At 58.6% G+C, this 20607-nt stretch carries 20 protein-coding genes; 7 read left to right on the top strand and 13 right to left on the bottom strand.

All coding sequences use genetic code 11. The annotated features are described in order from the left end of the window. Positions 1-3: 3 nt before the first annotated feature. Positions 4-1596 (top strand): L-aspartate oxidase, encoded by a 1593-nt coding sequence (gene nadB / locus PKC81_RS11360; RefSeq protein WP_324336151.1) that lies wholly within the window; start codon positions 4-6, stop codon positions 1594-1596. Here nadB and PKC81_RS11355 read toward each other — a convergent pair. The 5 genes from PKC81_RS11355 to PKC81_RS11335 all read right to left on the bottom strand — a co-directional run bounded on the left by PKC81_RS11355 (position 1593) and on the right by PKC81_RS11335 (position 7573). Continuing rightward, positions 1593-2498, bottom strand: coding sequence for a DUF808 domain-containing protein (locus tag PKC81_RS11355; RefSeq protein ID WP_324336149.1), 906 nt, complete (start codon positions 2496-2498; stop codon positions 1593-1595). The two genes, nadB and PKC81_RS11355, sit on opposite strands and share 4 nt — an antisense overlap. A gap of 132 nt (positions 2499-2630) precedes the next feature. After that, on the bottom strand, positions 2631-3836 hold the full coding sequence (locus tag PKC81_RS11350; protein WP_324336147.1) for a M20 family metallopeptidase: 1206 nt from the start codon (positions 3834-3836) through the stop codon (positions 2631-2633). A 42-nt stretch (positions 3837-3878) separates the two neighbouring features. Then, positions 3879-5351, bottom strand: a complete 1473-nt coding sequence (locus PKC81_RS11345) for a trypsin-like peptidase domain-containing protein (RefSeq protein WP_324336146.1) — start codon at positions 5349-5351, stop codon at positions 3879-3881. Positions 5352-5522: 171 nt separating this feature from the next. Further along, positions 5523-6383 (bottom strand): protease modulator HflC, encoded by an 861-nt coding sequence (locus PKC81_RS11340; protein WP_324336170.1) that lies wholly within the window; start codon positions 6381-6383, stop codon positions 5523-5525. Further along, positions 6383-7573 (bottom strand): protease modulator HflK, encoded by a 1191-nt coding sequence (locus PKC81_RS11335; protein WP_324336144.1) that lies wholly within the window; start codon positions 7571-7573, stop codon positions 6383-6385. The genes PKC81_RS11340 and PKC81_RS11335 overlap by 1 nt, the downstream gene beginning before the upstream one ends. 31 nt (positions 7574-7604) lie before the next feature. Between PKC81_RS11335 and PKC81_RS11330 the strand changes: the two genes are divergently transcribed. From PKC81_RS11330 to PKC81_RS11310, 5 genes are all read left to right on the top strand, one after another. Further along, positions 7605-8582, top strand: a complete 978-nt coding sequence (locus tag PKC81_RS11330) for an Mrp/NBP35 family ATP-binding protein (RefSeq protein ID WP_324336142.1) — start codon at positions 7605-7607, stop codon at positions 8580-8582. After that, positions 8579-10849, top strand: coding sequence for a molybdopterin cofactor-binding domain-containing protein (locus tag PKC81_RS11325; RefSeq protein ID WP_324336140.1), 2271 nt, complete (start codon positions 8579-8581; stop codon positions 10847-10849). Before PKC81_RS11330 ends, PKC81_RS11325 begins: the two co-directional genes overlap by 4 nt. A gap of 16 nt (positions 10850-10865) precedes the next feature. Further along, complete coding sequence (gene hemH, locus PKC81_RS11320) at positions 10866-11864, top strand: ferrochelatase (protein ID WP_324336138.1); 999 nt, start codon at positions 10866-10868, stop codon at positions 11862-11864. A gap of 93 nt (positions 11865-11957) precedes the next feature. Further along, positions 11958-12680 carry an acetoacetyl-CoA reductase gene (gene phbB, locus PKC81_RS11315; protein ID WP_324336136.1) on the top strand — a complete coding sequence of 241 codons (723 nt, stop codon included), beginning with the start codon at positions 11958-11960 and terminating at the stop codon, positions 12678-12680. Then, entirely contained in the window at positions 12680-12934 is a 255-nt protein-coding gene (locus PKC81_RS11310) for a ribbon-helix-helix domain-containing protein (protein ID WP_324336134.1), read from the top strand. Before phbB ends, PKC81_RS11310 begins: the two co-directional genes overlap by 1 nt. 304 nt (positions 12935-13238) lie before the next feature. Here PKC81_RS11310 and PKC81_RS11305 read toward each other — a convergent pair whose 3' ends face one another. From PKC81_RS11305 to PKC81_RS11290, 4 genes are all read right to left on the bottom strand, one after another. Further along, positions 13239-13862 (bottom strand): LuxR C-terminal-related transcriptional regulator, encoded by a 624-nt coding sequence (locus tag PKC81_RS11305; protein WP_115550040.1) that lies wholly within the window; start codon positions 13860-13862, stop codon positions 13239-13241. Between the two features lie 65 nt (positions 13863-13927). After that, complete coding sequence (gene murA / locus PKC81_RS11300) at positions 13928-15211, bottom strand: UDP-N-acetylglucosamine 1-carboxyvinyltransferase (protein WP_324336131.1); 1284 nt, start codon at positions 15209-15211, stop codon at positions 13928-13930. Positions 15212-15348: 137 nt separating this feature from the next. Beyond that, positions 15349-15957 (bottom strand): 2-hydroxychromene-2-carboxylate isomerase, encoded by a 609-nt coding sequence (locus PKC81_RS11295; protein WP_324336129.1) that lies wholly within the window; start codon positions 15955-15957, stop codon positions 15349-15351. Beyond that, on the bottom strand, positions 15951-16676 hold the full coding sequence (locus PKC81_RS11290) for an SDR family oxidoreductase (RefSeq protein ID WP_324336128.1): 726 nt from the start codon (positions 16674-16676) through the stop codon (positions 15951-15953). The genes PKC81_RS11295 and PKC81_RS11290 overlap by 7 nt, the downstream gene beginning before the upstream one ends. A 74-nt stretch (positions 16677-16750) precedes the next feature. Between PKC81_RS11290 and PKC81_RS11285 the strand changes: the two genes are divergently transcribed. Continuing rightward, entirely contained in the window at positions 16751-17248 is a 498-nt protein-coding gene (locus PKC81_RS11285; RefSeq protein ID WP_324336126.1) for a helix-turn-helix domain-containing protein, read from the top strand. 1 nt (position 17249) lies between these two features. Here PKC81_RS11285 and clpS read toward each other — a convergent pair whose 3' ends face one another. The 4 genes from clpS to PKC81_RS11265 form a co-directional block, all read right to left on the bottom strand. Beyond that, entirely contained in the window at positions 17250-17615 is a 366-nt protein-coding gene (gene clpS, locus PKC81_RS11280; protein WP_298596548.1) for an ATP-dependent Clp protease adapter ClpS, read from the bottom strand. 197 nt (positions 17616-17812) lie between these two features. After that, positions 17813-18436: a phasin family protein gene (locus PKC81_RS11275; RefSeq protein WP_324336122.1), complete on the bottom strand. Its 624-nt coding sequence runs from the start codon at positions 18434-18436 to the stop codon at positions 17813-17815. Between the two features lie 166 nt (positions 18437-18602). After that, positions 18603-19739 carry an acyl-CoA dehydrogenase family protein gene (locus tag PKC81_RS11270; RefSeq protein WP_324336120.1) on the bottom strand — a complete coding sequence of 379 codons (1137 nt, stop codon included), beginning with the start codon at positions 19737-19739 and terminating at the stop codon, positions 18603-18605. 131 nt (positions 19740-19870) lie between these two features. Continuing rightward, on the bottom strand, positions 19871-20607 hold a 737-nt coding region (locus tag PKC81_RS11265; RefSeq protein WP_324336118.1), incomplete at its 5' end, for an acyl-CoA dehydrogenase family protein.

Raw genomic sequence — 20607 nt, 5'->3', positions numbered from 1 at the left:
CTGGTGGAAACCGACATTCTCATCATCGGATCGGGTGCTGCAGGGCTGACAGCAGCGCTGCAGCTGGCGCAGAAGCATAAGGTCACCGTATTGGCCAAAGGTGCGCTGTCCGATGGTGCCACGGCATGGGCGCAGGGCGGGATTGCAGCGGTGCTCGAGCCGGGCGACACCTTTGAAAGCCATATCGAAGACACGATGGTGGCGGGCGCGGGGTTAAACAATCGCGCAACCGTCGAATTTGTTATCGAACATGCCCCTCAGGCGATCGACCGGCTGGCGAAGCTGGGTGTGCCGTTCAATCTCGGCGGGCCGACCAATGAATTTGGCGAGCAATGGCATCTGACGCGCGAAGGCGGGCATAGCCATCGCCGCATCGTCCATGTCAACGACGCGACCGGCTGGGCGGTGCAGCAAGCACTGGAATCGGCGGCGCGCGATAATCCCAATATCACCTTGGTACCTGATATGGTCGCGATCGACCTTATCGTCGGTCGGCATCAAGAGCGCTTTTCGACCAGCGGGCGGGTGCATGGCATTTACGCACTCAACCGCAAGATCGGGAAGGTAGAGGCGTTCACCGCGCGCGCCACCATCCTCGCGACCGGCGGGGCAGGGCGCACCTATCTCTATTCGACCGCACCGCGAGGGGCGACAGGCGATGGCATCGCAATGGCTTGGCGCGCGGGATGCCGCGTGTCGAACATGGAAATGATGCAGTTCCACCCGACCTGCCTTTACAATCTGGAGGTCAAGAATTTCCTGATTACAGAGGCGGTGCGCGGTGAGGGCGGTATCCTCAAAAACCCGAAGACCGGGCACCGCTATATGCCCGACTATGACGAGCGGGCAGAGCTGGCTCCGCGCGACATTGTGGCACGTGCCAATGACGGCGAAATCAAGCGCGACGGCCTTGATTATGTGCATCTGGATATCAGCCACAAGGAACCGGAATTCGTTCGCGAGCATTTCCCCAATATCTATGAAAAGCTGATGGGGCTGGGCATTGATATCACCAAGGAGCCAATCCCGGTCGTGCCTGCACAGCATTATACCTGCGGCGGTGTGCTGGTGGATCTGGATGGTCGTACTGACGCGCCGGGGCTCTACGCGGCGGGCGAAGTGACCCAGTCTGGGCTGCACGGGGCCAACCGTCTGGCGTCCAATTCGCTGCTTGAATGCTTCGTCTTCGGCGATGCATGCGCCGCGCATATCGACGCGCATTGGGATGAATTGCCGCCACCGCCCGCCATTCGTCCTTGGGATGAAAGCCGCGTAACCGACAGCGATGAGGAAGTCGTGATCGCCCAATGCTGGCGCGAAATCCGCCAGTTCATGTGGAATTTTGTCGGCATCGTGCGCACCACAAAGCGTCTCGAACGCGCCAAGCATCGCATCGACCTGCTCCGGCGGGAGGTGGAGGATTATTACAGCCACTTCCGCGTGACGCCCGACCTTATCGAGCTGCGCAATCTGGTCGAAGTGGCCGACCTCATCATCCGCTCCGCGCTATCGCGCAAGGAAAGCCGCGGGCTGCACTATACGCTGGATTATCCGAAACTGTTGCCAGAAGCGCGGGATACGGTGTTGGTACCCTAAGCCTTTTTCCGCGCCACCCACATATGATGCACGCCGACAATAGCGGCACCAACTGCCAACCCTGCGACACCGGATAGCCCTGCATCGACTATCCATGCCAGCGCGCCTTCGTGCAGGCCGAACCATTCGGCGGGGTGTAGGCCAAAGCCATGGACGATGATTTGGCCGCCGACCCACAGCATTGCTGCGGTGCCAACGACTGACAGGAAAGTCATCAACTTGGGCATGCCCTTAACCAGTCCGCGACCCAGCGCCTGCGTTGCGCCATTTTTGCGTTGCGCCATGTGCAGGCCAATATCGTCCATCTTCACGATGAAGCCGACCACGCCATAAACCGCAATTGTGATGACAATCGCGACCAGTGCCAATACGGCGGCCTCCAGCCATATCGAGGTTTCCGCAAGGCCTTTTACTTCGTTCAAGGCAATCGCCATAATTTCGGCGGAGAGGATGAAGTCGGTGCGCACGGCACCCTTCACCATATTCTCTTCATGAGTCTTGCTGCAGACTTCGGCAAATTCCTCGGCCAGTGTCTCTTCCTCATGCGGCATCAGTTTTTCGAGGACTTTTTCCGCCCCTTCGAAGCAGAGGAAAGCACCACCAAGCATCAGCAGCGGGGTAATCGCCCATGGCAGGAAGAAGCTGAGCAACAACGCTACAGGAAGGATGATGATGATCTTGTTGACCAGCGAACCCTTGGCGATCCGCCAGATGATCGGCAGTTCGCGATCTGGGGTGAAGCCCGTCACATATTGCGGGGTAACCGCGGTGTCATCAATCACCACACCGGCGGCCTTGCTGCCAGCCTTACCCGCAGCGGCGGCAACATCGTCAACTGAGGCCGCAGCGACCTTGGCGATAGTGGCGATGTCGTCAAGAAGCGCGGCGAGACCGGATGGCATGGATTTCCCCTGTTTCAATTCTGGTTGCACATAGACCGTAGCCCTGAGCCTGTCGAAGGGCGTCTATCGGCGTGGCGCTGACTGAGAAGCGCCCTTCGACAGGCTCAGGGCCACGGTGCTAAATGAAATTGGTCAGGAATCAAAGCCTTCGGCAAGAAAGCGTTCCGCTATAGCGGCATGCAGCGCTGCACCTTTGGCCATCACGCTTTCATCCAGCACCATGCGGTTCGAATGCAGGCCGCAGCATTGCCGCCAGTCATCGCCTTCATGGCTCGCCCCGAGGAAGAACATCGCGCCGGGCACCTTTTCGAGAACATAGGCAAAATCCTCCGCGCCCATGATCGGTGCGTCGAGCGTCTTCCAGCTTTCGGTTCCGAAAGTGGCTTCGACCACCTCCTGCCCGAACCGTACCGCGCGATCGTCGCATAGCGTGACCGGAAAGCCTTGCTCGATTTGCACCTGCGCTTCGCAACCATGGGCTGCGGCTATGCCAGGGGCGAGGCAGTGCAATTCTTCGGCGACCATAGCGCGCCGTCGCGGGCTGAGCGTACGGATGGTGCCGAGCAGGTTGGCGGTTTCGGGGATGATGTTATTGGTTGTCCCCGCTTCGATCTTGGCGATAGTGATGACCGCGGGGTCAAACACAGAAACCTTGCGCGTCACCATCGTCTGGATTGCCGAGACGATTTCGCAGGTGACCGGAATCGGATCGACTGCATCGTGCGGCATAGAGGCATGACCGCCTTTGCCGGTTATCTTGATCGACAGAACGTCAGATGAGGCGAGCAACGGACCTGAGCGACCGGTGAAAATCCCGCGCGGCGCATTCGGCATGATGTGGAGGGCAAAAGCAGCATCCGGTAGCGGATCCAGCAAACCGTCGTCGAGCATGAAGCGCGCGCCATGATGGCCTTCTTCGCCCGGCTGGAACATGAAATAGACGGTGCCAGTCAATTGCTCCTTACGCGCACACAGCATCTTTGCCGCACCCACCAGCATCGCGACATGAGTGTCATGTCCGCAGGCATGCATCGCGCCGGTTGTTTCGGATGCAAAGTCGAGGCCGGTGTCTTCGTGCAGCGGCAGCGCATCCATATCGCCGCGCAGCAACACGGTGCGGCCATTGGACGGCCCGCGCAAAATGGCCAACAGGCCCGTTGTCGATGGACCTTCGCGAAATTCCAGCGGAAGTCCGGCAAGCGCGGCCTTTATCTTGGCCAGCGTTTTGGGGTTCTGCAGGCCGAGTTCGGGCTCGCGATGGATCGCGCGGCGGAGTTCTACAAGGTCGGGAAGCAGGCTTTCGGCGTCATCGCGCCAAGGGGTGTCGGTCAGCGTCATGCGACACTCACTAACACCCCTTTGGATCAGTTGGTAGCGGGATCAGTCATCGATCCGCACTGTGGTATATTGCGTCGGCGCACCACGGCGTTTGACACCGAGGAGGATAGCGCCGCGTCCGCCACTCTTGGCTTCAGCGATAGCTGCGGCCAATTGTGCAGTATTGGTCACCGGCTTGTAATTGACCGACACCAGCACGTCGCCGCGCCGAATACCGGCCTGGGCTGCACTTCCCGAACCCGGGATGTCAACGACAACGCCCTTTACATCAGCGCCCATGCCAAGTTGGCGCGCTATTTCGGGATCCAGCGGTATGACGCTGACGCCGAGCGTATCGCGCACGGCCTTGCTGTCCGCATTCTCGCCCTGCTGGTCAAAATCCTTGTTTTCGTCAGGATCGAAGGTGCTCTGGGCGAGCTTTTCTTCGCTTGGGCGGGTGCCAACCGTTGCAGTCAACCGCATCGGTTTACCCTCACGCAGGATGTCGAGCGGAATGCGTGTGCCCGGCTTCACATTGGCGACAATGTACGACAAGGTCTCATCAGGAGTTACATCGCGACCGTTGACCTTGAGGACAATGTCGCCTTCCTTCAGGCCTGCCTTGTCAGCAGCTTCATCCTTCACAATGCGCGTGACGAATTCGCCCTTATTCTTGTCGATGCCCAAAGCGTCGGCCATGTCTGCACCAACGGGCTGTATGCCGATACCCAGATAGCCGCGTTGCGGGGTAACGCCTTTTTTCAGCGACTCGATAACCGGAATGGCTTCTTCGGCAGGTATTGCGAAGCCAACGCCGATATTCGCACCGACCGGAGAGATCAGGCGATTGTTGATACCGATGACCTTGCCATCGAGATTAAACAACGGGCCGCCCGAATTGCCGGGGTTAATTGCGGTGTCGGTCTGGATGAAACGGTCATAGGCGCCACCGGCACCGATATTGCGCTGCAGGGCGGAAACGATACCTGCTGTCACCGTGCTGCCAAGACCGAGCGGGTTGCCGATGGCAATCACCCAGTCGCCAACGCGATTCTTCTGCGAGCTTTCCATTTCGACATAGGGAACGCCGCTGACTTTGACCTTGAGCAAGGCGAGGTCTGAAGTCGCGTCGCGACCGAGGATTTCCGCCTTGAATTCGCGGCCGTCAAACAGGGTTACATTGACTTCATCAACCGCGTCACCCTTGGGGCCGCCTGCGATGACGTGGTTGTTGGTTACAATCAGGCCGTCGGCGCTGATGAAAAAGCCCGAGCCACCGCTTTGCTGTTCCTGCGTGACGGGGCGGCGTTCACCGGTGAAGGGGTTGAAGCTGGTGGCAACCTGGACCTTTTGCTTGGTCGCGATGTTGACCACGGCCGGCTGCAGCTGGGCTGCCAGATCGGCAAAGCTGTTCGGCGCACCGCGCGGGGCGAGGCCGGACTGGGCGATTGCGACGGGGCCGGTCGCGGTGACAGGTCCGGGGTTTCCGGTCGAAAGCGCAAAGGCGCTGCCCGAAAGCAGGAGAAGGGCGGTCACTCCATAAGCGTAACGCACGATAGTCATTCCTCTCATTCATAATCACACCGGCAGCGCCGGTATTAAAACCCAATCGTCCTTGCGGCAAAAAAATGAACGCCGATTGAACGAAAATATGTCGCTTCCAACCGCTTTGCAAAGCGCCGATTGCGTTCGACGAATGACTATATGTTAACGTCCATCGCGGAAGTTGCGCAGATAATCATTGTCGGTCGACAGAACGACCGTGGTGTTACCGTCTCCATTCTGGCTGTCTTGCTGGAAGGTCCGCCGATAAGACTGCATCGATCGGTAGAAATCGTAGAAATCTGCATCCTTGCCATAACTTTGCGCGTAGATTTGCGCTGCCTTAGCGTCAGCTTCCGCGCGGATGATCTGCGCTTCCTTCTGGCCTTCGGCGTCGATCGCTATCGCCTGCTGCTGCTGCGCCGATTGCATGCGCTGATAAGCGGATTGCAGCGACTGGCCCTCGGGAAGATCGGTGCGCTTGATGCGGACGTCGATGATCTGTGCGCCATATTTGCGCGCCTCACGGTCGAGTGACGCCTGGATATTGTCCATGACGGCGCCGCGTTCGGCACTGAGCAAGGTCTCGAACGACCGTTTGCCCAATTCGTTGCGCAGGCGCGATTCGAGGATGGTCTGTAGCTGCGCTTTCAGTGCCTCTTCGGTCCGGATAGCCTGATACATCTTTGCAGGCTTTACGATGCGAAAGCGGGCAAAGGCATCGACGCGCAAACGCCGTCTGTCGGTTGATTGCACCTCCTGTGGTTGCATCGAAACCGAGAGCACCCGTTTGTCGACCCACTGGATCTGCTCGACAAAGGGGATGCGGAAGGTCAGCCCTGCCCATGTATCCCCGAACTGCTGGTTCGGCTTGTAGGGGTTCACGACCCGTAACGGTTGGCCGTAGCTCGAAATAATCGCCTGCTTGGTCTCTGGAACTATCGAGATCGACATGCTGAGCAAGACTAGCAACGCCAGACCACCTAATCCGAGTGCGACAGGATTTTGTTTCAAAGAACCGAACATCATTGCTTCCCCGTTACGGTTACGGTGCTGTCGCTGGCGGCTTTTGCGCGGCGCTGGAGCTCGGGCAGCGGCAGGTAAGGCGTGACATTACCCGATTCGACAATTGTCTTGTCTACCTTGCTCAACACCTGCTCCATGGTTTCATAATAAATGCGCCGACGAGTGACTTCAGGTGCCTGGCGATATTGCTCATAGATCTTGTCGAACTCGGCGGTCTGGCCGGCTGCTAACTCGGTTACCTGGCTCGAATAGGCGCGGGCTTCGTTGAGATAGCGTTCACGCCGCTGTTGCGCGCTGTTGACTTCGCGGAAGGCGGCTTTGACTTCTTCGGGCGGGTCCGACTGGCGGATCGAAATGCTGCTGATGGCGACGCCCGACCTATATTCGTCGAGGATCGCCTGCATCCGCTGCTTGACCTGGGCTTCGATCGATCCGCGCGCAACACCAACGGCTTCGTTATAGTCGAAATTGGCAAGCTCGGCGCGCATCGCGCTTTCGCCGACTTCTTGCACGGTGCCTGCCGGATCATCGAGCTGGAACAGATAAAGCTCCGGGCTCTTGATCGACCAGCGGATGTCGAACGCGATATCCATCAGATTCTGGTCCTTTGTCAGAACCAGATTTTCGCTTTTGCTGTTTGCGGATCCGATAGAGGTTGTGCGCACTTGCAAGGCGTCAACCTTCTGCATCTGTTCGATTGGAGCCGGCAATGTAAAGCTGATGCCCGAACCGACGGTGCGCGAATATTTGCCGAACAGAGTGACGACACCTTCCTCTTGCTGGTCGAGGCGATGGATGCTCGTCCACAAAATCCAGATCGCCAGGAAGCCAAGGCCTATGATCGGCCACCAACTTTTGCCATTGGCGCGCGGAGGGAGGCCACCAAATCCGCCACCCTTGCCGCCGCCGCGCCGAAAGATTTCTTCGAGCGAAGGGCCGCGTGTGCGACCGGTTGATGCACCTTGCGGCTCCCAGGGATTGGACGGTTTTGCACCATCATCTCCGGCAGACGCCGCAGGTTTGGAGGGTTTGCCGCCTCCGGCTTTGGCCCCCGACCCGTTATTGTCCCCAGACCCGGGAAGATCCCAAGGCCCCTTGCTTTCATTGTGCGACGCCTGCGGCGCCCCGCCATCCTCATTTTGCATCATGGCCAACATATAGGTACGCCGTTTCAAGAAAAACAGTGTCATTCCCGACAATCTGATTCTATTCGCCTTTGGCATGGTTGAAATCGACAAAATCAAAGCTGCGGTTGCCGGGATTTCGCAAGGCCGCGCCAGTGGGATCAAGGAAAAGGACGGTGCGATTTCGATGATGGTCGATGTCGCAGGGCTTGATCAAGCGGGCCGCGAATCCCTGGCTGAAAGCATCAAAGCGGCAGTCGCCGCCGCCGCGCCGGGTGTGCCGTTGCGACTGCTGCAAACAGCGGAGCGCATCGTTCCAAAATTAATCGCCGTGGCGAGCGGCAAAGGCGGGGTCGGCAAATCGACATTGTCGACCAATTTGGCGGTTGCTATGCGACGGGCAGGGCGAGCTGCAGGCCTTGTCGACGCCGATATCTATGGACCTTCGCAAACCCGCCTGCTTGGGCTCGAAGGCGTCAAGCCCGAGGCCGAGGGGAAGAAGATGTTCCCCACCATCGGTGCAGGCGGCGTGCCCTTCCTGTCGATGGGGCAACTGGCGGCGCCTGGTCAGCCGATTGCGTGGCGGGGGCCGATGGCTGGGCAGGCACTGTCGCAACTGGTCGACGCGCATTGGGGCGATGTGCGCGAGATCATAGTCGACATGCCGCCGGGCACGGGCGACATCCAGCTTTCGATGATCCAGAAGCATAAGCCGGTTGGCGCGGTTATCGTCTCGACACCGCAGGATCTCGCGCTGATGGATGCAACGCGCGCGATCGGGTTTTTCAATCAGGCGCAGGTTCCGATTATCGGGCTGGTAGAGAATATGGCCGGCTATATCTGCCCGCATTGCGGGGAAGTCAGCGATCCCTTCGGCCGTGGCGGAGCAGAAGCAGCAGCGGCAGAACTGGGCATCCCCTTTCTTGGCCGCATCCCGCTCGACATTTCGGTGCGGCTGGCAAGTGATGCGGGCGAACCGCCAGCGCTGGGTGAAGGTCCAGTGGCGGGTGCCTTTGCCGATATTGCTCGTCGAGTCAGCACTTGGATTGATAATCATCGGGGCGCTGCTGCATGACTGACAAGCCTGGCATCGAGCTATCGCGGCGCAATTTGCTGATCGGTGGCGGCGTCGGGGTCGGTCTGCTTGTTGCCTGGGCGCTATGGCCGCGCGAATATTTGCCCAATATGATGCTCGAAAAAGGGGAACATCTGTTCGGGCCGTGGCTGAAAATTGGTGAGGATGGGCGCGTTACGATCGCTGTCCCCCAATCCGAAATGGGGCAGGGCAGCTATACCGCCTTGGCCCAGATTGTCGCGGGCGAATTGGGGGCAGACTGGCGCACAGTGGCTGTGCAGCCTGCTTTGCCGAGCCCCAACTTCGCCAATGACCTGTTCGTCCGCGAATGGAGCTCCGCCTTTTTGCCCGCGTCGGTCGGCGTATTGGCAAATTCGGGTGTTTCGGACGCAATCAGCAAAAAATGGGCCAAGCGCAGCGGCTTCATGATTACCGCAGGGTCAACCTCAATCCGCCAGTTCGAACGCCCCTGCCGCATGGCGGGCGCGGCAGCCCGGACGGTTTTGTGTCAAGCGGCGGCGGAGCGGTGGGATACCGCTTGGGAAAACTGCGAAACATCCAATGGCTTTGTCACCTTTGAAAAGAAACGCATACCCTTTGCCGAACTGGTTGCAGAGGCATCGACTTATGACCCGCCCAGTCCGATCCCGCTGCGCGTCTCGCCAGTTAACAGTCTGTCTGGCAGGGAGGCCGTCCGGCTTGACGCTGCTGCAAAAGTGGATGGCAGCGCGAACTTTGCCGGCGACGTTCGACTGCCTGATATGCTCTACGCTTCGGTGCGGGCTGGCCCGATAGGGGATACGCGGCTCAAGGAAATGGACCGCGCCGGAGCAGCGGATATTAAGGGCCTTGTCGATGTTGTTCGCACAGATGGCTGGGTGGCGGCGCTGGCGACCAATTGGTGGGCGGCGAACAAGGCGCTCGATGCGATGTCGCCGGTCTTCGCCACCACAGGCAGGAGGCCAGACAGCGCAACGATGAACGAGGCGATGGAGCGGACGCTGAACAAAGGCCCCGGATCGCGATTTGTCGACATAGGCTCGGTCGATGGAGCACTCGAAAAGGCGGCAGGTACCCGCGTATATCGCAGCCAATTTGCCGTCCAACCGGCCGTTCATGCACCTATTGAAACGCGCAGTGCAACGGCAGACTATAAAGACGGGCGACTGACCCTGTGGCTGGCGACGCAGGCACCAGAGGCGGCCCGAACGGCGGCGGCCGAAGCGATCGGTATATCGCCCGATGATGTGACGCTTATCCAAATGCTGGCAGGGGGAAGCTTTGGCCGCAACCTTGATTCCCGCATCGCGGGGCAAGCGGCAATACTTGCCAAACATGCCGGGCGGCCAGTGCAGCTTGTCTGGTCGCGGCCGGAGGATTTCATTCGCGATATCGTCCGCCCGCCCGCGCATGCCCGTATGACGGCAGCCTTGGGCAAGGGCGGAGTGATTGCGGGAATGGCGATACGCATCGCAGTTCCCTCTTTTGCGCGTCAGCAGGTGCGTCGTTTGAAAGGGGACGGCACGGTCGAGGCTTGGAAGTCCGCTGCGGACGAGCATGATCCGCTCGCGATCGAAGGCGCGCTTCCGCCCTATGCGATCCCCAATCTGAGTGTTGATCATTTCCCGGTTGATCTGCCGCTACCCACGGGCCTTTGGCGCGGCAATGCACATAGTTACACTGCTTTCTTCGTAGAAAGTTTTGTCAACGAGCTGGCAGCAGCAGCAGGCATTGAGCCACTCTCTTACCGCATGCAGATGCTGGTGGGGCAGACGCGACTGGCGCGTTGCCTTACCGGCGTCGCGACCCTTGCGGGTTGGGATGGTGGCGCGGAAAACAGCGGTAAAGGGCTGGCATGCCATTCAATGTATGGCAGCCATATCGCGGTCATCGCGACTGCTCGCACCGGAGAGCAGGGTGTGCGTGTCGAGCGAATTTCGGCGGTTGTCGATTGCGGGCGGCTGATCAATCCCGAACTGGCTCGACAGCAGATCGAAGGCGGAATCATTTTCGGTCTGGCGCAGGCTTTGGGCGCTGCAACCGAATATGAAAATGGCTTGCCGATAGCTCGCCGCCTGCGCGACATCGATTTACCCCTGCTTTCGGATATTCCAGAAATCGACGTTGAATTCATTCGCAATGATGAGGAGCCCGGCGGGGTCAGCGAACTGGGTGTTCCCGCGGTTGCGCCTGCAATTGCAAATGCGCTGTTTTCGGCTGCCGGGGTTCGGCTAAGGGAATTGCCCTTATTGTCGCGCGGGCTGTGACCGGTAAGCGCAGCGCATGAATATTCCTGCCAACCATCCTCCCGTAAAGACACCGCGCATCGGCGTGTTGCTGGTCAATCTGGGTACGCCTGAAGCGCCGACCGCATCGGCGGTGCGCCGCTATTTGAAGCAGTTTCTTTCTGACCGCCGGGTGGTCGAAATCCCTTCTCTCATCTGGCAGCCGATATTGCGCGGCATAATCCTGAACGTGCGGCCGCGAAAATCAGCGGCCAATTATGCCAAGGTCTGGATGCCGGATGGCTCCCCATTGGCTGTCTACACCAAGGCGCAAGCCGAGAACCTGCAAGCGCGTTTAGGTGGCGAAGTCGATGTGCGCTTTGCCATGCGTTACGGCGAGCCGGCCATCGCCCGCCAGTTGGAGGCGATGAAGGCCGATGGCTGTAGTCGCATCCTGCTCGCGCCGCTCTATCCGCAATATTCGGGAGCAACGACCGCTACTGTGGTCGATGAGGCCTTTCGCACGCTGGCCGGAATGCGCTGGCAACCCGCACTGCGCACCTTGCCCGCCTACCATGATGACCCGGCCTATTTGTCGGCGTTGGCCGCAACGCTGAATGCGGAACTGGCAAAGCTTGATTTCGAACCCGACGCCATTGTCGCCAGCTTCCACGGCATGCCGGAGCGGACGTTGCATCTGGGCGATCCCTATCATTGCCAGTGCCAGAAAACAGCGCGCTTGCTTTCCGAAGCTGTGGGCAAGCCTTTGACCATCGCCTTCCAGTCACGCTTCGGTCGCGCCAAATGGCTTGAGCCGTCGACCGAAGACACAATCAAACGACTGGCGGCCGAGGGTAAAAAGAAGATCGCCATTTTCGCGCCTGGGTTTTCCGCCGATTGTCTCGAAACGCTCGAAGAACTGGCGATGCAGGGCAAGGAGCAATTCGAGGAAGCAGGCGGGGAGCATTATGCCTATCTGCCCTGCCTGAATGCCGGTGAGCCTGGCATGGATATGCTCGAAGCCCTCGTGCGGCGCGAACTTTCCGGCTGGCTGTGAATAGCGATGCACTGACGTTTACGGAAACTTGTTGCCCGCCCCAACTCTGGTTATGCCACTCATAAGACTAATAAACAGTCAGGAGTGGATTTTATGACGCGCATAGCGGTGGTTACCGGTGGAACACGCGGTATTGGTGAGGCAATCAGCCTGAAGCTGAAAGAAAAGGGACGCTTTGTCATCGCCAACTATGGCGGCAATGACGTAGCCGCCAAGGAGTTTTCCGACCGCACGGGGATTGCCGTCCGCAAATGGGATGTCGGCAATCATCAGGCTTGCCTAGATGCCTGTGCGGCTATCGAATCCGAATTCGGCCCGATCGATATCATGGTCAACAATGCGGGCATCACCCGCGATGCGACGATGGTCAAAATGACATTCGAGCAATGGGACGAGGTTATCCGCGTCGACCTGACCGGTTGCTTTAATATGGCGAAGGCTGTGTTCGCCGGAATGCGTGAGCGCAAATGGGGCCGTATCGTCAATGTCGGCTCGGTAAACGGGCAGGGCGGGCAGATTGGCCAGGTCAATTATGCTGCCGCCAAGTCAGGCATCCACGGCTTCACCAAGTCGCTGGCGATGGAAGGCGCGCGTTTTGGCGTCACCGCCAATGCCATCGCCCCAGGATATATTGCGACCGAAATGCTCGCGACGATACCTGACAATGTGATGGAAAAAATTGTCGCGCAGATCCCCATCGGACGCCTTGGCCAGGCCGATGAAATCGCCCGCGGTGTCGAATTTCTGACCAGCGACAATGCGGGCTTTATCACCGGATCGACGCTGTCGATCAACGGCGGGCAGCATATGTATTGATGATGGCTGACCGGTCGCCTTATCATCCGCCGGTCAAGCGCAGCGTCACCATATCAGGGCACCAGACTTCGATCAGCCTGGAGCCGCTGTTTTGGGATATGCTGAAGGCAGCTTCGGACGAGACCGGGCTGCCGGTCAATGCGCTCGTTGCAGCGATCGATAATGAGCGGCTCGCTTCGCCTACGCCCAGCGGTCTTGCTGGAGCGATACGGATCTGGCTCGTTGAACGATTGAGAGCGGGAGGCGCTACGTAAACAAATGCCGCCCTGCGGGAGGCAGGAGCGGCATCAGTTGCGACCCGAAACCATATATAACGTTATGGCTCGATAACTTCTGACAACAACACGGAGCGGCAAACGCAACCAGCAACTGCCGTTACCAGCCTCATCGCCATGTTCGGGGGGGACGCAGGCGATGTTTTCAAGTGCAGTTAAGGGAGGGATTCAGGGGCTGCACTTTGCTGGCACGGTGATTGCATCAACCACTCCGTACGGACAAAATTGCGCTATCGTAGAGAGTTTAACCATACGGCTTTATACCCATAGGGTAAAACCGCTGTCAGATGCCGGCCTCTACGGCAATCCGGACGGCATCGGCGGCATTGGATGTCGACAATTTTTTGAACAACAGCATGCGATGCATCTGCACGGTCTTTTCACTGAGGGTCAGCATATAGGCGATCTGCTTGGTTCGATAGCCTTGCGCCATCAGTTTCAGTATCTCGCGCTGACGCGGCGACAATGTGTCGACAAGGGCCGCTGCCTGCTGTTGGCGGATCGCGGTGATGCTGTCCTCGGTCTTGGCAATTTCAATCTGCGAACCAACGAAATATTCGATTTCTCCATCGGCATCGAACAATGGCGCGATCATCACGGCGTTGCGAAACTGGGTGCCGTCCTTTTTGTAATTTACCAACTCTGCGATTGTTGGTGTTCGCTGTTCGATAGCGACACGTAGCTTTTCCGTTTGCGCAGTTTCAGTTTTGGCCCCGCGCAGAAAACGGCAATTTCGGCCCACCACCTCATCTTCGTCATAGCCGGTCAGATCGAGAAAGGCCTGGTTGACGGCGATCAATGGGTTGTCGGTTTGCCGGGGGTCGCTGACCACGGTGGCGATCGGGCTGTGACGGATTGATTCCAGCACAGGATGCCGGTTGCCGGAAATGGACTTAACAGACTTCATCGAACAATCCCTCTGCAGGTAAATTGCCCGAAGTTCACATGCTTATCAAGTGGCTGCAAAATCCTTCAGTCCGCCCCGACCCGTTCAATGTCAGCGCCGACGAGGCTCAGCTTTTCCTCCAGCCGTTCATAACCGCGATCGAGGTGATAGATACGGCTGACCTCGGTCTGGCCTTCGGCGACCAGGCCTGCGATGATCAGGCTCATCGATGCGCGCAGGTCGGTTGCCATCACCGGTGCTCCGGTCAACTTGGGCACACCGTGCACGATAGCCGTCCGGCCCTTGGTTTCGATATGCGCGCCCATGCGGTTGAGTTCGGGGACGTGCATGTAACGGTTCTCGAAGATGGTTTCGGTCAGCACGCTGGCGCCATCGGCCATGCACAGCATCGCCATGAACTGCGCCTGCATGTCGGTGGCGAAACCAGGGTAAGGGGCTGTAGAGATGGTCAGGGGCTTCAACCGACCTTCTGCGGCTACACGTAAACCGCCCTTGATCGACTCAACGGTGACACCGCAGGCCCGCAGTGCATCGACCGTTGCCTGCATTTCGCTCTCATTAGCGCCGATGAGTTCAACCTCGCCGCCGGTGGTGGCAACCGCGCAGGCATAGCTGCCAGCCTCGATGCGATCGCCCATCACGCGATAGGTTGCGCCATGCAGACGATCCTTGCCGTGGATGGTCAGGTCCGAACTGCCTATGCCTTCGATTTCGGCACCCATGGCGACGAGGAGATTGCACAGATCGACAATTTCCGGCTCGCGCGCGGCGTTGTGGAGGACGCAGGTGCCCTTGGCGAGCACGGCTGCCATCAGGGCATTTTCGGTGGCGCCAACCGAGACTACAGGGAAGGTATAGCTGCCGCCGGGCAGGCCGCCTTTGGGCGCTGTTGCCTTCACATAGCCAGATGCCAGTTCGATCTCCGCACCAAAGGCTTCAAGCGCCTTTAGGTGAAGGTCGATCGGACGGTTGCCGATCGCGCAGCCGCCCGGTAGCGAAACGGTCGCTTCACCCATGCGGGCGAGCATGGGGCCGAGCACGAGGATCGAGGCGCGCATCTTGCGAACCAGTTCATAGGGTGCGACCGAAGAGGTGATGCGGGTTGCTTCCAGCGTCATCACGCGGCCGAAATCTTCGGGGCGGGAACCGGCGATCGTGGTCGAAATGCCGAACTGGTTCATCAGGTGCTGGAAGCCGTCAATATCGGCAAGGCGCGGCAGGTTGCGCAGAGTCAGCGGCTCATCGGTGAGCAGTGCGCAGGGAAGCAACGTCAATGCGCTGTTCTTTGCTCCTGAAATCGGAATTTTGCCTTTCAGCTTGTTGCCGCCGCGAATGATTATTTTGTCCATATGAAAGCGTTTAGCGTGAATTGCCATTCGCGCAATACACCCAATCCTCGTCATTCCCGCGAAGGCGGGAATCCATCACCCGCGGTTGAAATTTATTCGGCCGGTGATGGACCCCCGCCTTCGCGGGGGTGACGAAGTTAGAGCTGGGAACGCAGCGCCTCCGAGACCTGACCGAGCCGTTCCTTGCCCCAGAACATCTCGTCGCCAACAAAGAATGTTGGGACACCGAATGCGCCGCGTGCGGCTGCCTTTTCGGTGTTTGCCACCAGTTCGGCTTTTACTTCCGCGTCGTCCGCCTTGGCAAGCACTGCCGCACCATCCAGTTCGGCTTTATCGAGCACTTCTCTCACAACAGTGGGGTCGCCCATGTTCGCGCCTTCCTCCCACATTGCAGCCATAACAGCCTCAACATAGGGCATGAAGCATCCCAAATGCTGCGCAGCAACCGCACCACGCATCAGATGCAGCGAGTTGATAGGGAAATTGGGGTTCATTTTGAACGGAATAGCGTGCGCTTGCACGAAACGGTCAAATTCGAGCATTTCGTAATTTCGCTTCGCCGGGGTTTCTGCATAGCGGATCATGGGCGCCTGATTGTTAGTGATTTTGAAAAGTCCGCCCAGCAGGATCGGAACATAGGTGACAGTTGCGCCGGTCTCTTCGCAGAGTTCTGGAAGAACTTTGTGGGCAAGGAAGCTATTAGGGCCACCAAAATCGAACAGGAATTCAAAGCTTTTGCTCACCATGTCTCTCCCCAAGGGCGCAGGTCCAGCTCGTGGGTCCAGGCGCTACGATGCTGCTTATGCAGTGCAACATATTGCGCAGCAATGGCTTCCGGTGACAGCACCAAATCGTTTGCCTTGGCGTCGTCAAAATCGGGGCGCAAGCCGCGGATGAATTCGGTGTCGATACCGCCATCGATGATGCTGTGCGCGACATGGATATTCTGCGGCCCGAGTTCGCGCGCCATCGATTGGGCCAGCATGCGCAGCGCAGCTTTCGCGCCTGAGAAAGCCGAATAGCCCGAACCTCCCCGGATCGAGGCGGTCGCGCCGGTAAAGATAATCGTGCCACGTTGGCGCTGCACCATATGTTTTGCCACCTCGCGGCCCATCAGGAAACCAGCGAAGGTCGCCATCTCCCAGACCTTGCGATAGACCTGCGCGGTTGTTTCGGTGATGCCAAAACGCACATTGGCGCCGATGTTGAATATAGCGACCTCGATAGGCCCGATATCGCGTTCGATGCTTTCGACCAGGGCGATCATTGCATCCTCGTCGCGGGCATCCGCTGGATAGGCTTGCGCCTTATACCCCCCATCGCGGATCGATTGCGCCAGTTCCTCCAGCTTGTCGGCATGGCGCACACGGCGGTTGACGCAGGCGGTGTAGCCTTCGGCGGCAAAGGCTTTGGCGATGGCGCCGCCGGTTGCATCACCGGCACCGATAATCAGGGCTGCAGACATTTTCGAATCTCCTTGTGCAACATAGTAACTATGATAATCATAGTGACAAGCAGATATTGAAGAGACCCGATGATATGCCGCGCCGAACCGATCTATCAGACACTTTTTGCCCGGTTGGCCGTTCGGCGGAACTTGTCGGTGATCGCGCGGTGTTGCTGATACTGCGCGACCTGTTTTTCGGGGTACGTCGGTTTGAAGCCTTTCAGGCGAACACCGGCCTTGGTCCGCAGATTTTGGCGGACCGGCTCAAGCGGATGGAACGGGAGGGCGTAATCGAAAAACGGCCTTACCAGCAACGCCCCGTTCGCCACGAATATTGGCTCACCGAAAAAGGCAAGGCGTTGTTCGATGTGCTCTATGCCATGCGCAACTGGGCCGAACGCTGGGCCTATGCGCCCGAGGAAAATGGCGCGTTTGGGCGAGCTGTTCGCTATACGCACCGGAAATGTGGTGCAGACGTCGGGCTTTCTACCACTTGCCCGCAATGCGGCGAGACGTTGGGTTATGGTGAACTGAAAGGCGAGATGTCGCCTGCGTTGCTGGCCGAGAGGGAAGCGCGAGTGGCGCGCTAAGTCACGCCTTCTCCAGCGTGCATTGCAGCGGGTGCTGGTGCTTTTTGGCGAAGTCCATCACCTGGTTCACCTTGGTTTCGGCGACCTCATAGGTGAAGATACCGCACACGCCGACGCCCTTTTGATGAACATGCAGCATCACCCGCGTCGCTTGCTCGGTATCCATCTGGAAAAAAGCCTTAAGGACATGGACGACAAATTCCATCGGCGTGTAATCGTCGTTGAGCAGCAGGACTTTATACTGGCTGGGCTTCTTGGTCTTGGGCCGGGTGCGCGTGGCAAGCCCGACGCCCGGACCGCGTGTATCGTCCCGATCGCCGTCTGGTCCCGCTGTAACGCGAATATTTGAATTCCGGTCCAAAGCCATGTCCTGAAAATAGGGTAAGGTGGGGGCGTTCCGCAAGTGCTGTTAATGGTAAATCGCGCACAAAGAAAAAGCCGCCCTTCCGGTTGGGAAGGACGGCTCTTTCAAAATGCGCCGGTTTGTCTGGTTTCCTGCCTCCAGGGAGGAGAGGAGAGAGGGGGCAGGTGCTCTAACGCCCCGACGCAATCTTTCAGGAAGGCTTATGCAGCCTTCTTGAAAAAGTCGGCAGCGACCGCGAAACGGTTCGAGATCGGCTGGAACATGTCGTTTGCAAGCTTGACGAGCGCTTCGGTGTTCTTCGAACCCTGCGCAACCGCAGTGTCAAAGCCTTTGCGCATCCATTCGCCCTGCAGCTTTACGAAGTCGGTCGGGTTCTTCACGCCGGTGACTTCCTTGACGGCTGCCTGAGCTTCTTCGAAGTTCTTCTTGGCATATTCGAGGTTGGTCTTGCCCAGATCCTGTGCGCCCTTGGCGACGATCTTGCCGGCTTCAACCAGCGCTTCGAGGTTGGCTTTGTTGAACTCAGTTGCTTCGGCAGCGAGCTTCTTGCCCTTTTCAGCAGCTTCGGTTGCCTTTTCGCGAACGTCGGCGAAAAAGTCTGCAGCCTTGGCCTGTGCTTCCTTGGCGGTCTTTTCTACGGTGTCAGTCATTTTCTTGACTCCTTCAGAGAGGGGTTTGTCATCCACAGAGACAATGCTCGTCACCAACTGCTCAGCCTTTTCAGGCTTGGCTTCGGCTGCAGTGACAACCGGCTTTGCGGGCGCAACCTTGGGTGCCGCAGTCTTGCGGGCCTTGGTTGCGGTCGTTTCAGCTTTGCTTGCCATTTTCATGCACCATTTCTGTTTTGTTGCAGTGCACAATAATGATTTAGGGGATGGGAGTCAATAAAAATGGTGCAGTGCACAAAAAATAAAATCCGCCTTTTACAGCGGATTGTTTGAAAAGCTGTCCCCGGGGATGGTCCCGGGGACAGTATAGGCGATGCGTGCTTTATGCGGCTTCGTCGATAACAAGCCGTTCAAACCGGTCATAGTGATAATCTGCAGAACCAAATTGGCCTTCGATGAGCGTCGCGCGCTTGAAGTAATGGCCGATCGCCAGTTCCTGCGTGATGCCGATGCCGCCATGCGTCTGGATCGCGTTCTGGCCGACAAATTTGGCGCCGCGCGAAACCTTCGCCTTGCACTGCGATACGGCGGCCATGCGCTCGTGCGCAGGTTTGTCGAGATGCAGCGTGGCATAGGTCGTCATTGACTTGGCCTGCTCGACTTCCATGAACATGTCGACCATGCGGTGCTGCAGCACCTGAAAGCGGGCAATGGGCTGGCCGAACTGCTGACGCTGCTTCGAATAGTCGAGCGTGCCTTCGTGCAGTTTGGCCATCACGCCGGTGGCTTCGGCACATACGGCAACGGTTGCCTCGTCGACCACACGGTCGATGAGGTCCATCCCGCCAGCAAGCAGAGCGTCGCCCGGAATGGCGACATTTTCGAAATAGACTTCTGAAGCGCGGTTGCCGTCGACGGTCGGATAGTCGCGGCGGGTGATGCCGGGCAGGTTGGCGTCGATCAGGAACAGCTCAACGCCGTTGCGTTCGCGGGTCGAGCCGCCTGTGCGTGCAGTGACGAGCAGATGCGTTGCCCAGGGTGCGCAGTAAACAACGCCCTTATGGCCGTTTAGGATATAGCCGCTGCCATCGGCCTTCGCCGTAGTGCGGATATTGGCGAGGTCATAACGACCCTGCGGCTCGGCATAGGCGAAGGCGATGATGGTTTCGCCTGAGATGATGCCGGGGATATGGGCTGCCGCCTGAGCACCGCCGACAGCTTTCAGCGCGCCGCCGCCAATGACGACGGTCTGCAGATAAGGCTCGATCGCGATGACCTTGCCGAATTCTTCCATCAGCAACGCGTTTTCCAGAGCGCCGCCGCCAAGGCCGCCATGCTCTTCGTCAAAGGCTGCGCCCAGCAGGCCCAGTTCGTTGGCAAGCGCATTCCAGATGCCCGGATCACGGCCCGCATCGGTCGCGATCATCTTCTGGCGGGTGTCGAAATCATAAGTATCGGCCAGAAAGCGCGCGAGCGTGTCGCGGATCATCCCCTGGGTTTCGTTATAGGTAAAATCCATTTTCAAACTCTCCTCATCGTTTTCCCCTCCCGCTTGCGGGAGGGGTTAGGGGAGGGGGCGTGCATGGCGAGCCATGGGACCTATCAGGCCCTCCCCCGGCCCCTCCCGCAAGCGGGAGGGGAGAATTGCGATCAAAGACCCAGAACCATCTTGGCGATGATGTTATGCTGGATCTCGTTGGATCCGCCATAAATGGTGGTCTTGCGCATGTTGAAATAGCTCGGCGCGGTGCGGTGTGCATAGTCCGGGCCGATCGGGTGCTCGTTGTCACCCTCGCCAAAGCCGCGGAAGTAAGGCGCGCCATAATGGCCGACCGCTTCCAGTGCGAGTTCGGTTATGCGCTGCTGGATTTCCGAGCCCTTGATCTTGAGCAGGCTCGATTCCGGTCCCGGGCCGCGGCCAGCCGCTTCACCGGCAAGGCTGCGCAGCTCGGTGAATTCGAGTGCGGTCAGATCGGTCTGCAGTTCGGCCACCTTGCGCTTGAAGAAGGGGTTGGCGAGCAGCGGACGGTCGCCATCTTGTTCGGAACGGGCGATGTCCTTGATACGTTCGATGCCGCGCTTAGAAGCTGCAACGCCGGCGATGCCGGTGCGTTCGTGCGCGAGCAGGAACTTGGCGCAGGTCCAGCCTTTATTTTCTTCATAAACGCGGTTTTCAACCGGCACGCGGACGTCTTCGAGCCAGACTTCGTTCACCTCATGCTCACCGCCCAAGGTGATGATCGGGCGCACGGTGATGCCCGGCGTCTTCATGTCGACCAGAAGGAAGCTGATGCCTTCCTGCTGCTTGGCATCGGAATCGGTGCGGACGAGGAAGAAGCCCCAATCGGCATGCTGCGCCATCGTCGTCCAGGTCTTCTGGCCGTTGA

The organism is Sphingorhabdus sp., from assembly GCF_035329025.1.
Classification (GTDB): Bacteria; Pseudomonadota; Alphaproteobacteria; order Sphingomonadales; family Sphingomonadaceae; genus Sphingorhabdus_B.
The sequence above is the reverse complement of the archived record's forward strand: the minus strand, read 5'-3'. Positions and strand labels throughout refer to the sequence as shown.